The 14466-nt window shown below is 68.2% G+C and carries 11 protein-coding genes; 3 read left to right on the top strand and 8 right to left on the bottom strand.

Features of this window, described 5'->3' with window-relative positions:
- The first annotated feature begins 113 nt into the window (after positions 1–113).
- Positions 114–1301, top strand: a complete 1188-nt coding sequence (locus tag IPF36_RS12875; RefSeq protein ID WP_135704899.1) for a CAP domain-containing protein — start codon at positions 114–116, stop codon at positions 1299–1301.
- 30 nt (positions 1302–1331) lie between these two features.
- Here IPF36_RS12875 and IPF36_RS12870 read toward each other — a convergent pair whose 3' ends face one another.
- The 3 genes from IPF36_RS12870 to IPF36_RS12860 form a co-directional block, all read right to left on the bottom strand.
- A complete protein-coding gene (locus IPF36_RS12870; protein WP_195428106.1) occupies positions 1332–2570 on the bottom strand; it encodes a hypothetical protein in 1239 nt (412 codons plus the stop codon).
- Positions 2567–3121, bottom strand: coding sequence for a sigma-70 family RNA polymerase sigma factor (locus tag IPF36_RS12865; protein WP_255519755.1), 555 nt, complete (start codon positions 3119–3121; stop codon positions 2567–2569). The genes IPF36_RS12870 and IPF36_RS12865 overlap by 4 nt, the downstream gene beginning before the upstream one ends.
- Positions 3122–3284: 163 nt before the next feature.
- Entirely contained in the window at positions 3285–5063 is a 1779-nt protein-coding gene (locus IPF36_RS12860; RefSeq protein WP_195428101.1) for a VWA domain-containing protein, read from the bottom strand.
- 196 nt (positions 5064–5259) lie between these two features.
- Between IPF36_RS12860 and ggt the strand changes: the two genes are divergently transcribed.
- Positions 5260–7152, top strand: a complete 1893-nt coding sequence (gene ggt, locus IPF36_RS12855; RefSeq protein WP_195428100.1) for a gamma-glutamyltransferase — start codon at positions 5260–5262, stop codon at positions 7150–7152.
- A gap of 929 nt (positions 7153–8081) precedes the next feature.
- Here ggt and IPF36_RS12850 read toward each other — a convergent pair.
- The 4 genes from IPF36_RS12850 to IPF36_RS12835 all read right to left on the bottom strand — a co-directional run bounded on the left by IPF36_RS12850 (position 8082) and on the right by IPF36_RS12835 (position 12368).
- Entirely contained in the window at positions 8082–9158 is a 1077-nt protein-coding gene (locus IPF36_RS12850; protein ID WP_133097658.1) for a phosphotransferase, read from the bottom strand.
- Positions 9159–9208: 50 nt separating this feature from the next.
- The gene (locus tag IPF36_RS12845) at positions 9209–9934 is read right to left on the bottom strand and encodes a histidine phosphatase family protein (protein WP_133097659.1); all 726 of its coding nucleotides are present in this window, start codon (positions 9932–9934) and stop codon (positions 9209–9211) included.
- A gap of 82 nt (positions 9935–10016) precedes the next feature.
- Complete coding sequence (locus IPF36_RS12840) at positions 10017–10796, bottom strand: oxepin-CoA hydrolase, alternative type (protein ID WP_133097660.1); 780 nt, start codon at positions 10794–10796, stop codon at positions 10017–10019.
- Positions 10797–10844: 48 nt separating this feature from the next.
- Positions 10845–12368: a 3-hydroxyacyl-CoA dehydrogenase gene (locus tag IPF36_RS12835; protein WP_135706235.1), complete on the bottom strand. Its 1524-nt coding sequence runs from the start codon at positions 12366–12368 to the stop codon at positions 10845–10847.
- Between the two features lie 186 nt (positions 12369–12554).
- Here IPF36_RS12835 and IPF36_RS12830 point away from each other — a divergent pair, with 186 nt between their 5' ends.
- On the top strand, positions 12555–13196 hold the full coding sequence (locus IPF36_RS12830) for a glutathione S-transferase (RefSeq protein WP_195428097.1): 642 nt from the start codon (positions 12555–12557) through the stop codon (positions 13194–13196).
- Positions 13197–13282: 86 nt separating this feature from the next.
- On the opposite strand, the gene IPF36_RS12825 is transcribed toward IPF36_RS12830, so the two are convergent.
- Positions 13283–14455: a pyridoxal phosphate-dependent aminotransferase gene (locus tag IPF36_RS12825; protein ID WP_195428095.1), complete on the bottom strand. Its 1173-nt coding sequence runs from the start codon at positions 14453–14455 to the stop codon at positions 13283–13285.
- Positions 14456–14466 lie beyond the last annotated feature (11 nt).

The raw sequence follows: 14466 nt of genomic DNA, 5'->3' as shown, positions 1-14466 counted from the left end.
CGCTCATACCATCGACCGGTCTTTCTGCCTCCGGCGCCTCACGCGTCGGTCGTCCGCGCGTGCGGATCCCTCAGGCAGATGCCTTATTCCACGACTACGACACATCCAGACCGATGACCGGGACACGCTTGCTTGCTGATTGCCAACCGACGCTGCCGCGACGCGCGCGGCACACCACGTTCACCCTGACCGGCCTCTGCGCCGCTGCCGTGCTGGCCCTGTCCGCTTGTGGCGGCGGTGGGGACGGCGGCAGCGGCGGCACGTCCGCCGGCACGCCGCAGGGCTCCTCGCAATCCGGCACCCAGTCCAGCACGAGCCCTGGCTCGACGCCTGGCTCGACGTCTTCCACGCCGACCACGGCCGGCGGCTGCTACACCGTCAGCGGTGCGGCACCGGCGCCCGCGGCAGGCAGCGGCATCACGCTGTTGCCGCCGCGCGGCAGCGCGGTCAGCAACTACCGCGTGCTCGACGAACCGCGCAGTGCGGGCCTGTGCTACGCCAACTACCGCCGCGAGCAGGTCGGCCTGCCGCCGCTGGCCGCGCGCGACCCGCTCAACACCGTGGCGCAGAACCACACGGCATACATGCTGGCCAACGCCACGCTGACGCACGACGAAGTCAGCGGCAAGCCTGGCTATACCGGTGCCACGCCGAACGAGCGCATCCAGGCTGCCTATCCGACCAATGCCACCGCGGAAGTGGTGGCCGGTGCCAATCGCTGGACCTCGGTGGCCAACGCCAACCTGTCGATGACGCCCAAGGATGCGCTTGTCTCCGACCTGATCAACGCACCGTTCCATCGCGCCGCGCTGCTCGGCAGCTACGGCTCGGCCGGCAGCGGCTTTGCCGAAAGCGTGGGCCCGAACGGCAGCGGCACCTCGGCGAGCTACTACCAGACCATCGACCTGGCGGATGCGTCCAAGGGCGGCAGCGACAACCAGATGGTGGCTTACCCGTTCAACGGCCAGGCCGATGTGCCGGCGAGCTGGGTCAACTCCGAAAGCCCCAACCCGGCGCCGGGCTACGAAGGCAAGACCGTGGGCTACCCGGTCTCGCTGCAGGCGATCAACACCTCGCTGCAGTTCGATGCCGACAACTTCGCCATCACCGACGCGCAAGGCGCCAGCGTCAATTGCCTGAAGGTCGACAGCCGTTCGTCGGGCCTGTCCAGCGCCGCGCGCGGGTTGGCGATCTGCACGCCGGTGGCACCGCTGGCGAGCGGCCAGCGCTACAACGTGCGCGTGACCGGCCGGCTGGGTTCGCAGCCGGTGGACCTGGCCTGGTCGTTCACCACGCGCTGATCTTCCCCGACCAACCAGGCACCGCCGCGCTCACTGCGGCGCGCGGTGCTGCAGCCCGATGCGTACCTGGCCCGGCGCCAGCGTGCGGTCAGGCTGCACCGCGTACGGCAACGGTGGGCGCTGCCCCGCCGGCAGCGACTGCCACAGCCGTTCCACCCATTCCCTGATTTCCGCGTTGTCCGGTTCCGCTGCCCATACGCCGAGCGGCATGGTTGCCTGCATGCGCGCCGCGATCGCCGCGGGATCCTCCTGTACCGACACGACCATCGCCGCGGCGGCAGCGGGTGCGCGCGCCGCTGCCAGCGGCGGGGCGGCTTTGCGCGCGAAATCGGCACGCGGGGCGGCTGCCGCCGGCGGTGAGGGCGGTGAGGGTGGTGCCGCCGGAGCAGGCGCGGATTCCGCCATGGCGGAGTACGCGGGCATTGGCGGAGCCGCTGCGACGGCGGGAGCCTGTGGCGGCAAGCTGTCGGTGGCTGGGGCTGGGGCTGGGGCTGGGGCTGGGGCGGGCATGGCCCGCGTTTCGCCGCGTGGCGTCGCCTTGCGCTCGGCGGGCGGCTGCGCGCGCTGGCGCGGGGTGGCTTCGCGTTCCTGCCGTTGCTCCCGCGATACCGACGAAGAGGCCTTGGGCACTGGCGGGGCGGGGTTCGCCGGAGCGGCGACGGGTGCTTCATGCGTTGACGCAGGAGCGTCCCCGCCCGCCGGTGCCGCAGCCTCGCCGACTGCGACGCCGGTGGCCGGTTGCAAGGCGCCTTCGTCGATCTGCCGCAGCACGATGCTGGTGGTCAGCCCGGCCACGGCCGCTACGCTGGCTACCGCACCGAGTGAGCGCCACCAGCGGCGTGCGCGTGCCGTTCGTGCCTGTTCTGTTCGTCCGGCGTGCTTCGCCCCTTCGACTGCCTGCGCGGCGGCAGCGCTGCGCGCCTGCGCCGCCAGCCAGTCGCGCGTGGCATCGCTGACAGGCGCACCCAGCGCCTGCGCCGCCGGCTGGCCCGCAGCGATGCCGGCCAGCACCGCATCGCGCCGGCCCGCCTGCGCTGCCTGCAGCCGCGCGGCTTCTTCCAGCACCGCGGACGCCAGCCCCGGCGGCGCGGCAAATGGCAGGCCGAATGGCAGGGTGCCGGCGCGGCGCGCGTCCGCTTCCTGCTGGGCCGCGTGCGCCGCCGCTTGCACGGCGGCGGCCAGCCGCTCCGGTGGCATGTAGGCGGGCAATTCCTTCAGCAACGCGGCAAGCCGGTCCTGCCCGTCGATGAAGCGGTCGGCGGCGCTCATGGCCCACGCTCCCGCGCGCCCGGGACGCCGCCCGCCAGCTCGGCACGCAACCGCGCGAAGGCGTAGCGCAGCCGGCTCTTCACCGTTTCGAACTTCTCGCCCAGCATCTGCGCGATATCCTCGACGCTCATGTCGCTGAAGAAGCGCAGCACCACCACCTCGCGCTGTGCCGCCGGCAGTTGCAGCAGTGCGCGGTGGACGTGGTGCGCATGCTGCCGCAACTGCAGCTCGGCTTCCGGCGACAGGTCATCGGCGGGCAGCTCCGGCGGCTCGCCGTCGTCCGTGTCGTGGCGCTGGCGCACATCCGCGCTGCGCATCTGGTCGAGCCAGGCATTGCGCGCGATCTGGTACAGGAAGGTGCGGAACGCCGCGGCTGGCTGGTAGTCGCCGCAGCGCGTCATCAGCTTGATCCAGGCCTTCTGCGCGATGTCCTCGGCCTCGCCGGTGTTGCCCTGGCACAGCCACGCCACGTAGTTGTAGAGGCCGGCATTATGGCGGCGGAACAGTTCAGCGATGGGTTGCTCGATGATGCCCGAAGCGACCAGCAGCATCAGGTCTTGGTCCGGCAGCGCGGCCAACGGGGCCAACGGGGCCAACGGGGCCAATGAGGCCACTGGGCGAGGGGGGACGGGGTCTGGAGCCTGCATGCGCCCGAGTATAGGAGAACGCAGGGCGGGGCAGCCAAGCGCTGCGCTGCCCTGCGCCGGGACGTTGTCAGCGCGCCGCACGCTCGGGAACCGCGCCAGCCGCATCTCCCGGCTTGCTGGTGGCCAGGCTTTGCGCCAGGTCGACCAGCTTGAGGAATTCGCCGCGGTAGCCGAAGCGGTCGGCGCCGCGCGCGCCCTGCGCCAGCGCGTGCGCCTCGGCGTAGCCCCAGTGGCCGGTGTGCTTGCCGCCGCGCAGCGCCTGGCCGAAGCCGGCGACGGCGGCGGCGAAGCGGAAGTCGTCGTCGCCCTGGGCCAGGGGCCGGATCGCCTGCCGCGCCACGGCGATATCCATCAGCTGGCTGGTGCTGGCCGCAGGCAGCTTGTAGCGCAGCTTCACATGCGCCAGTTCGCCGTCGCGGCCGGATGCGGGCCCGGTGGGCGTGGTGGGCGCGGTGGGCTGGTAGCGCAGCGGATCGACCAGCCCGGGCTGGCCGGCCAGCGTCAGCTCGTACAGCGCGGTCACCGTATGGCCCGCGCCGATGTCGCCGGCGTCGACCTTGTCGTTGTTGAAATCCTCGCGCGCCAGCATGCGGTTTTCGTAGCCGATCAGCCGGTATTCCTTCACCGTCGCCGGGTTGAATTCCACCTGGATCTTCACGTCGCGCGCGATGGTGGCCAGTGTCGAGCTCATCTCGTTGGCCAGCACCTTGTTGCCTTCCATCAGGTTGTCGATATACGAGTACGCACCGTCGCCGGCATCGGCCAGCTGCTCCATCAACTGCTCGTTGTAGTTGCCGGTGCCGAAGCCCAGCGTCGACAGCGACACGCCGGACTTGCGCTTTTCCTCGACCATGCCCTTGAGCTGCCGGAAGTCGGTGACGCCGACATTGAAATCGCCGTCGGTGGCCAGCAGCACCCGGTTGATCCCGCCCGCAATAAAGCCCTGCTGCGCGGCCTGGTAGGCCAGCGCGATGCCGCTGGCGCCAGCGGTGCTGCCGCCGGCCACCAACTGGTCGATGGCGGCGCTGATTGCGGCCTTGTCGCTGCCCGGCGTAGGCGGCAGCGCCACGCGGGTGCCGCTGGCATAGGTGACCAGCGTGATGCGGTCCTGCGCGCGCAGCTTGTTCACCAGCAGCTTCAGCGACGACTTGAGCAGCGGCAGCTTGTCGGGCGAGTCCATCGACCCCGACACGTCGACCAGGAATACCAGGTTGGCCGGCGGCAGCGCGCCGCTGGCGATGTCCTTGCCCTTGATGCCGATGCGCAGCAGCACGTTGGACGGATGCCAGGGCGCGGGCGCGAGCGCGGTATGCACGGCGAAGGGCCGGCCGTCGGCGGGCTGGGCGTAGTCGTACGGGAAGTAGTTCAGCAATTCCTCCACGCGCACGGCATCGGCGGGAGGCAGGCGGCCGGCATTGAGCAGGCGGCGCATATTGCTGTAGCTGCCGGTGTCGACATCGATGCTGAAGGTGGATACCGGGGCCTGCGCGACCAGTTTGACGCCGTTCTCTTCGATCTGGCCGTAGCGCTCGCGGTCCGCGGCCTGGGGTGGCGGCAGGTGGTAGGGTCGCGGCATGGCCAGCGGTGCATGGGGTGCGACGGCGCGCATTTCGGCCGCGGGCGCGGCATTTGCGGCCTTGGCCACTTCGGCGGCGTGGTCCAGGACCGGCGCGGGCGCCGGGGCCGGGGTCGGGACCGGCGGAGCGGATTGCGGCGCCTGCGTCAGCGCAGGCGAATGCCCGCCGCAGGCCGACAGCGCCAGTGCCAGCGCGGTTGCGCAGCAGGCAGCTGCGGCCCGGGTCCGCCGGGCGCCAACGGTGGTCACGACCGGAGCGTGAAGTTGCATGTTGTTCTCCTGGTGGGCCGCTGGCGGGACGCCGTGGAGGCCTGTCCATGAAACGGCGCACGGTAGCCGGCGGGGTTAAACCCTCCGGTTTTTTTCGCTGCACGCTCTGTCAGGTGACGGAAATCAGACTTCGCCCCACCCCCGCATGCGGCGATCGCCACTACAATCGCCTGATTCCTTCCCCAGGAGACATCGCATGGCCCGCTTTGACCTCGGTTCGATGGTGTGGCGCAGCACGCTGGCCCTGACTACGGCCGCGCTGCTTGGCGCGTGTGGAACGCAGGGCGGAGGGACAGGGACGCCCGCCGCAACGGCTGAGCCAGCTGCCGCGCCGGCCGCGGCGGCGCCCGCGGCACCCATGCCGCCTGCCCCGGAGGTTGCTTCCGGCTACCGCGCCGGCATGTCGACGGTCTATGCGCAGCGCCATATGGCCGCAGCGGCCAATCCGCTGGCCAGCGAGGCCGGGCGCGCCATGCTGCGCCAGGGCGGCTCGGCGATCGATGCCGCCATCGCCATGCAGGCCGTGCTGACGCTGGTCGAGCCGCAAGCCACCGGCATCGGTGGCGGCGCCTTCATCATGTACTGGGACGGCAAGCGCGTGCAGGCTTTTGACGGCCGCGAGACCGCACCCGCGGGTGCCACCGAAAACCTGTTCATGCGCACCGACGGCAAGCCGATGGAATTCAGCGAGGCACAGATCGGCGGGCGTTCGGTCGGCACGCCGGGCGTGATGCGCGCGCTGGAGATGGCGCACCGGCAGCACGGGCGCCTGCCTTGGGCCAAGCTGTTCGAGCCGGCGATCTCGCTGGCGGAGAAGGGCTTTCCGATCTCGCAGCGCCTGTACACGCAGGTGGCGGCCGACAAGTTCCTGGCCAACTCGCCGGAGATGGCCGCGTATTTCCTCGATGCGCAGGGCAAGCCCAAGCCGGCCGGCACGGTGCTGAAGAACCCCAGGCTCGCACAGACGCTGCGCGATATCGCTCGGCGCGGCGCGGGCGTGCTGTACGGTGGCCCGATCGCGCAGGACATCGTCGCCAAGGTCAACGGCAGCGCCAACCGGGGCTCGCTGTCGATGGCTGACCTGCGCGATTACCGGGCCAAGCAGCGCGTGCCGGTCTGCACCGACTACAAGCGCTGGAAGATCTGCGGCATGCCGCCGCCGTCATCGGGCGGTATCGCGATTGCGCAGATCCTGGGCACGCTGCAGGCGCTGGAGACCAAGAATCCCAAGTACGCGCTGGCAGCGCTCAAGCCGCAAAACGTCAACACGCCCGCGCAGGTGGAAGCCAATCCGGACGCGGTCCACGCTATTTCCGAAGCCGACCGCCTGGCCTATGCCGACCGCGGCCTCTACGTGGCGGATGCCGATTTCGTGCAGATCGACGTGGCCGGCCTGGTCAACCCGAACTACCTCGCGTCGCGCGCCGAGCTGATCGGCGACAAGAGCATGGGCAAGGCGCAGCCGGGCGTGCCGCCGGGCCCTGCGGTGGCGTATGCCCCGGACCGCTCGCCGCCGCGCATGTCCACCTCGCAGATCGTCGCGGTCGATGACCGCGGCGGCGCGATCTCGATGACCACTACGATCGAGTCGTACTTCGGCTCGCATCTGATGGTGCGTGGGTTCATGCTGAACAACCAGCTGACCGACTTCTCGTTCTTGCCGAGCGAGAATGGCAAGCCGGTGGCCAACCGTGTCGAGCCGGGCAAGCGGCCGCGTTCGTCGATGGCGCCAACGCTGGTGTTTGACCGCCAGACCGGGCAGCTCGTGGCCACGGTGGGTTCGCCCGGCGGCTCACAGATCATCGAGTATGTGTCCAAGACGCTGGTCGGGATGCTGGACTGGAATATGGATCCGCAGGCTGCGATCGGCATGGGTAACTTCGGCAGCCGCAATGGGCCTACTGAAGTGGAGAAGGGGCTGGTGTCGCCGGGGCTGGTGCAGGCGCTGCAGCAGCGCGGGCATCAGGTTGCCGAGATTGAGATGACCAGCGGCACGCAGGCTATCGTGCGTCGGCAGGGGCCAGATGGGAAGGTCGTTTGGGCGGGTGGGGCGGATCCGCGGAGGGAGGGGGTGGCGGTGGGGGATTAAGGGGGCGGTTTTCAGCGTGCTATCGTGGTCGCTGTTGGTGACATGCTGTCGGCCGTTGAACCGCCTGGTTCCGCCCTCCTGGGCGGGTCACTTTTTGGCCGAGCGCCAAAAAGTAACCAAAAAGCGCGTCGCCTGCGGCTGGCTGAGCCAATTTGGCGCTTCTGGCTATATGGGCGGCGTTGGTCTCAGTGAAGCGTGGTCGCGATGCCCGCCTGCTACGCCAGGTGAGTGAGTGTGGGTGCCTGACGAATCCCCACTTTTGAACTATCCCCAGGACGGGTGTAGGCCGCCTGCTCCCTGCGGTATCGCATCATCGCCTACGGCTGCGCTGCGCGCGGCTCAGTCTCGCGGGTGAGGTGTCCTGGCCCGAACCCGCATCGCTGCGCTCGCTGGGCGGCGACGGCAATGGCCAGGGCGAGATCGGCGCTCTGCCACATTAGGGTCCGCGCGCAGCGCAGCCGAAGGCGTCCCACCGATATGGCATGCAGCAGGTTGCCTACGCCCGGCATGGGGATCGTTCAATAGTCGATTAACGCCAGGCACTATCCCTAACTCACCTGGCGTTAGCAGGCTCGAACGGCGACGAAGCCCAAACGGAAATCACCGCCGGCCGAACCACCCACGCCGCCAACTTGATAGCCAGCCGCTCAGGCGACGCGTTTTTTGGTTACTTTTTGGCGCTCGGCCAAAAAGTGACCCGCCCAGGAGGGCGGAACCAGGCGGTTCAACGGCCGACAGCATGTCACCAACAGCGACAGCGACGCAGCAACGGCCGATAACATGTCACCATCAGCGACAGCGACGCATCAACGGCCGACAGCATGTCACCAACAGCGACAGCGACGCAGCAACGGCCGATAACATGTCACCATCAGCGACAACAGCGGTTCAACGGCTAGCGACCAAGATGCCCGAGCATAGCTATTTCCTTACCCCCCAGCCTTCCTCGCATACTCCCACCCCATCTCCGCCATCGGCCGCGCCCGCTTACCCGCATCTGTAGCCTGCGCCGACGAAGCCGTTCCATCCACCACGCGCTTCATGATCCCCTGCAGAATCCCGGCAATACGGAACATGCTGAAGGCAAGATAGAAATTCCAGTCACCAGTGATCGCACGCCCGGTGCGCTGCTCGTACATGCGGCGATACGTCGCCTCGTCAGGAATCCCCAGCCCCGCATAGTCCAGCCCCGCAATCCCGCGGAACTGCCCCGGTGCGATATGCCAGCTCATGCAGTGGTAGCTGAAATCCGCCATCGGATGCCCCAGCGTGGACAGTTCCCAATCCAGCACCGCCAGCACGCGCGGCTCGGTGGGGTGGAACATCAGGTTGTCGAGCCGGTAGTCGCCATGCACGATCGACGTCAGGTCCGCGTCTTCCTGGGGAATATGCTGCGGCAGCCAGTCCATCAGCGCATCCATGGCCGGGATCGACTCGGTCTCCGACAGCTTGTATTGCTTGGTCCAGCGCTCGATCTGGCGCTGGAAGTAGTTGCCGGGCTTGCCGTAGTCCCCCAACCCGATGGCGTTGTAGTCGACGGTATGCAGCGCGGCGATGACGCGATTCATCTCGTCATAGATGGCACTGCGCTCGGCATTGTCCATGCCGGGCAACGACTGGTCCCACAGCACCCGGCCGGCGACGAATTCCATGATGTAGAAGGCCCGGCCAATTACCGATTCGTCTTCGCACAGCGCGTACATGCGCGCCACCGGCACGTCGGTGCCGGCGAGGGCGGCCATCACGCGGTATTCGCGCTCGATGGCATGCGCTGACGGCAGCAGCTTGCTCTTGGGGCCGGGCTTGGCGCGCATCACATAGGTCTGGCCCGGCGTGACCAGCTTGAAGGTCGGGTTGGACTGTCCGCCCTTGAATTGCTCGACGGTCAGCGGGCCGGCAAAGCCCTCCACGTGCTGGCGCATCCAGGCTTCCAGCGCGCCGGTGTCGAAGCGTTGCTGGTCTGCCACCGGGCGCGTGCCCTCGAAGTGCGATACGTTGCTCGTCATGCTGTCTCCGTTGGTTTTGTGTTCGGGTTCGGTTGGATGGCTGGGGTGACTCAGGCGGCCGGCTGGCGTCCGCGCAAATACTGGTGCAGCAGCACTTCCATGGTGGTGTGGCGCGAGCCGCTGTGGACGGGCGTGGGCGGCGAGTAGTTGGTCATGCGGACCACCCAGTCGAGCGGGCCGTCGCCCATGTCGAGCACATTGATGCAGCCCGCCGTCTGCAGCAGCGAGCCGAACAGCACGCGCCGCCCGCAGGTGATGGCCTGCGACAGGATGGCGCGGTTGGTGCCGCCGTGCAGCACCATCAGCACGGTATCCCATTCCGGGTCTTCGCGCAGGCGATCCAGCCCGGGCAGCACGCGGTCGAGAAAGGCGCCGATGGTCTCGCCGTTGAGGAAGCGCTTGTCTTCCGGCACTTCGCCTTCGAAGGCGCCGACGAAGGCGTCGCGCAGGTCGGCGTCGGCGATCGCGGACAGATCGCCGCCGCGGATCTCCTGGAATTCGGGCCAGACTTCGGGCACCACGCCGTCCATGTCGGGCAGTTCGGCCAGCACGCGCTCGGCGGTCTCCACGGTGCGCGGCAGGCCGCTGACGATGACGCGGTCGAAGCGGATGTGCTCCGCGGCAAAGGCGCGTCCGGCGGCCGTGGCCTGCATGCGGCCGGTTTCGTTGAGCGGCACCATCTCCGGCAGGGCAGGGCGCCCGGCTTCATCGAAATACGAGACGGCACCGTGCCGCATCAGGTAGATGCGGCGACGCGAGGACGGCGGCAATTCCATGCGTTGTCTCCTTGTGTTGTAGCTGGCCTGCCCGTCTGCCGCGGGATTGCCATGAAGACGGGCAGCCGCCCGTCCGGGTCCGTCAGCGGTACTGCGGCTTGCGCTTTTCAAGGAAGGCGCTGATGCCTTCGCCGCCATCCGGGTGATGCAGCGCGGCTACAAAGTTGTCGCGCTCGGCCAGCAAGTGTTCGTCGAGCGAAGCCGTGGCCGCATAGTTGATCAGGCCCTTGATGCGGCCGACCGCATGTGGCGATTGCCTGGCCAGCCCTGCGGCAAGGCGCAGCGACTCGGCCAGCGCCTCGCCCGGCGGCGTGACGCGGTTGACGAGACCGAACTGGGCCAGCCGCTCGCCGCTGACGGGCTTGCCTTCCATCATCATCTCGCTGGCGAGCTGGCGCGGCAGGGCGCGCGCCAGTTCGTACGAGCCGCCGCCGTCGGGCGTGAGGCCGACCGAGACGTAGGCCATCACGAACTTGGCGTCGCTGGCCGCGACCACGAAGTCGCACGCCAGCACCAGCGACAGGCCCGCGCCCGCGGCCGCGCCTTCCACCGCCGCGATGATCGGCTTGGGAAAGGCGTGCAGCGAGCGGATAAAGCCGTTCAGCACCTCGATGCTGGCGGCCTGCACCTCGGGCGGCTGGCTGCGGTTGCCCAGCAGCCGGTTCAGGTTGCCGCCGGCGCAGAACATGCCGTCGGCGCCGGTGAAGATCACCGCGCGGATCGTATCGTCGGCGGCGGCCGCGTCCAGCGCCGCCTTGGAGCCCGCATAAATGTCCGGGTGCAGCGCGTTGCGCGCCTCCGGGTTCGAGATGGTCAGGACCAGCGTCGAGTCGACGCGTTCGGATAGCAGTTGTGCGGGCATGGGGGCGGACTCTGGAAAACCGGGCTCTTAAAACGATAAGGAACGGGCTTACTGCTCTTCGGCCAGCAGCGACAGGCCGAGGCCGGCACGGCGCCACAGCCACGGGCTCGGGCGGTAACGCATGTCGCCGGTCAGCGCTTCCATGTTGCGCAGCGTCTCGAGCACCAGTTGCGGGCCGACCGCGTCGCCCAGGGCCAGCGGGCCCTTCGGGTAGCCGAGGCCGAGGTTCACGGCAAGGTCGATGTCCGCCGGCGTGGCGATGCGCTGCTGCGCGATATCGCTGGCGATATTGATGATGCAGCAGAGCACGCGCTGGGCAACAAAGCCGGCAGAATCGCGGATCAGCGTGACCGGCACGCCGTCGCTGCCAAAAAGGCCATGCGCGGCGTCACGCGCGGCGGCGCTGGTGGCGGGCGTGGTCATCAGCGTGCGGCGCTTGGTGGCCTCGAACGGCAGCAGCGTGTCGATGGCGACGGTGCGGGCCGGGTCCAGGCCCTGCTGCAGCGCGCTGGTGGTGGCATCCAGGCCCAGCGGCGTGACGATGATCAGCGCGTCGGCCGACGGCTTGTTGCCGCCTTCCGGGGTCACGCCCAGCGCGCCCAGCAGCTTGGTCACCATGGCGTGGCCGCGCTCGCTGTCATGGCTGACCCAGACGCTCGACGGGCGCGCGCCCGGCACAGCGGCGGCCGCCGGCACCTGCTTCTGGCCATCGGCGTAGCGGTAGAAGCCGGCGCCGGCCTTGCGGCCGATCAGCCCGCCGACCGCGCGGATCGCGGTGATCGGCGACGGACGGTAGCGCGGCTCCTGGTAGAACTGGTTGTAGATCGACTCCATCACCGGGTGCGACACGTCCAGCCCGGTCAGGTCCATCAGCTCGAAGGGGCCCATGCGGAAGCCGGCCTGCTCGCGCATGATGTTGTCGATGTCGGCAAACTCGGCCACGCCTTCCTGCGCGACCTTCAGGCCTTCGATGTTCATGCCGCGGCCGGCATGGTTGACGATGAAGCCCGGCATGTCCTTGCAGCGCACCGGCGTATGGCCCATGCGGCGCGACAGCGCCATCAGCGCGTCGCCCACCGCGGGGTCGCCCGACAGGCCGTCGATGACTTCGACCACCTTCATCAGCGGCACCGGGTTGAAGAAGTGGTAGCCGGCGATGCGGCCCGGGTGCTTCGCGCCGACGGCAATCGCGGTGATCGACAGCGACGAGGTGTTAGAGGCGATGATGGCGTCCTCGCGCAGGATCGCTTCCAGCCTGGCGATCAGGTCGCGCTTGACTTCGAGCTTCTCGACAATGGCTTCCAGCACCATGTCGCAGCCGGCCAGGTCTTCCAGCGCGCCGCAGGGCTTGACGCGGGCCAGCGTGGCCTGGGCGTCGGCGGCGCTGATCTTGCCCTTGTCGGCGAGCTTGGCCAGCGTGTCCTGCAGGTACTGGCGGGCGGCGGCCACAGCTTGCGGGTTGGCGTCGTACAGGTTCACGGTCAGGCCAGCCTGGGCGGCGATCTGCGCAATGCCGCGTCCCATGGCGCCGGTGCCGACGACACCCAGCGTGTCGATGGTGAAAGTGCTCATCATTCGTCCCAAAAGTTGTGGTTAAATTAGCACGATCGTACGTTTTTTGCATCTTTCCGAACAGACCGGAAGGGCAGGCGGCGTGCGCTGATCGGCCAGGCCGGACACGGCAGGCTACGGATGGTCCACAATCCCCCTCAGACCCGTGCTCGCGCGGGCGATCATTCCAACAATGGAGAGAGACGCATGCTGAAGCTCTGCGGTTTTGCCGCCAGCAACTACTACAACAAAGTGAAGCTGGCGCTGCTGGAAAAGAACGTGCCGTTCGAAGAGGTGCTCGCCTGGATCGGCGAGATCGACCCGGCTGCTTCGCCCGCAGGCAAGGTGCCCTACATGATCACCGAATCCGGCTCGCTGTGCGAGTCGGAAGTCATCGTCGAATACCTGGAGGCGGCTTTCCCGCAGACGCCGCTGCTGCCGAAGGACCCGCTGCAGGCCGGCAAGGTGCGCGAGATCGTCACCTTCCTGGAGCTGTACCTGGAGCTGACGGCGCGCGAGCTGTATCCGGAAGCGTTCTTCGGCGGCAAGGTCAGCGACAACGTCAAGGAGCGCCAGCACAAGCTGCTGACGCGCTATATCCCGGCGTTTGCCAGGCTGGCGAAATTCTCGCCGTATATCGCGGGCGAGAGCTTCACGCTGGCCGATTGCGCGGCGGCGGTGCACCTGCCGCTGGTGTCGTCGTGCACCAAGATCATCTATGGCACGGACATGCTGGCTGACCTGCCGGTCAAGGATTACCTGAAGACGCTGTCGCAGCGCGAGTCGGTGCAGAAGGTCAATGCGGACCGGAAGGCGAATACGGAACTGATGATGAGCCGGAGCAAGTAAGCGTCGGCGCATCCTCGCGACAAAGCAAAACGCCCGCGATGACATCGTGGGCGTTTATGTTTTGGGGGCAGGGTCCGCGGGCCTGCTCAGAGCCTGGCGAGCCGTTCCAGCGCCAGCGCCAGCGTCTCTTCCTTCTTGGCAAAACAGAATCGCACCACGCCCGACTCGCGCGGCTGCGTATAGAACGCCGACACCGGAATCGCCGCCACGCCGATCTCGCGCGTCAGCCACATGGCGAAGTCCGCCTCGCTCAGGTCGGAAATGGCCGAGTAGTCGACGCACTGGAAGTAGGTGCCATCCGAGGGCAGCAGCTTGAAGCGCGAACCGGCCAGTCCCGCCCGGAAGAAATCGCGCTTGGCCTGGTAGAAGGCCGACAGCTCCAGGTACGGCGCGGGATCGGCCATATAGTCGGCCAGGCCATGCTGCACCGGCGTATTGACGGTGAAGACGTTGAACTGGTGCACCTTGCGGAACTCGGCCATCAGCGCGGCCGGCGCGGCCACGTAGCCGACCTTCCAGCCCGTCACGTGATAAGTCTTGCCAAAGCTCGAGATCACGAAGCTGCGCCGCGCCAGCTCGGGATGGCGCGAGACCGATTCATGCCGCTGGCCGTCGTAGACCATGTGCTCGTAAACCTCGTCGGAGAGCAGCAGGATGTCGGTGCCGGCCAGGATCTGCGCCAGCTTGTCCATGTCGCCCGCGCGCCAGATCGTGCCGGTGGGGTTGTGCGGCGTGTTGATGAGGATCATGCGCGTGCGCGGCGTGATCGCGGCGGCGAGCTTGTCGAAGGGCACGCGGAACTCGGGCGCCTCCAGCGTGACCGGCACGGCGGTGGCGCCGGCCAGTTCGATCGCGGGCAGGTAGCTGTCGTAGCAGGGCTCGAGCACGATCACTTCGTCGCCCGGGTGCACGGCGCACAGGATCGCGGTCAGGATGCCCTGCGTGGCGCCGGCGGTGACGGTGATTTCCGACTCCCAGCTGTACTGGTGGCCGTACAGCGCGGCGATCTTGTCGGCGATGGCCTGGCGCAGGCGCGGCACGCCCGCCATCGGCGGGTACTGGTTATGACCGGCGCGCATGGCCCCTGCGACGGCATCGACGATCTTCGGGTCGCAATCAAAGTCCGGGAAACCCTGGCCCAGGTTGACGGCGTTCTTCTCGATGGCCAGGGCCGACATCACGGTAAAGATGGTGGTGCCGACGCCGGGCAGGCGCGAGGGTGGCGGGGTCAGCGGGGCGAGCGTGGTGTCTGCGGACATGTTGCGGGCGT

Source organism: Cupriavidus sp. IK-TO18 (assembly GCF_015549295.1).
In the GTDB taxonomy this organism is placed as follows: Bacteria; Pseudomonadota; Gammaproteobacteria; order Burkholderiales; family Burkholderiaceae; genus Cupriavidus; species Cupriavidus oxalaticus_A.
The sequence above is the reverse complement of the archived record's forward strand: the minus strand, read 5'-3'. Positions and strand labels throughout refer to the sequence as shown.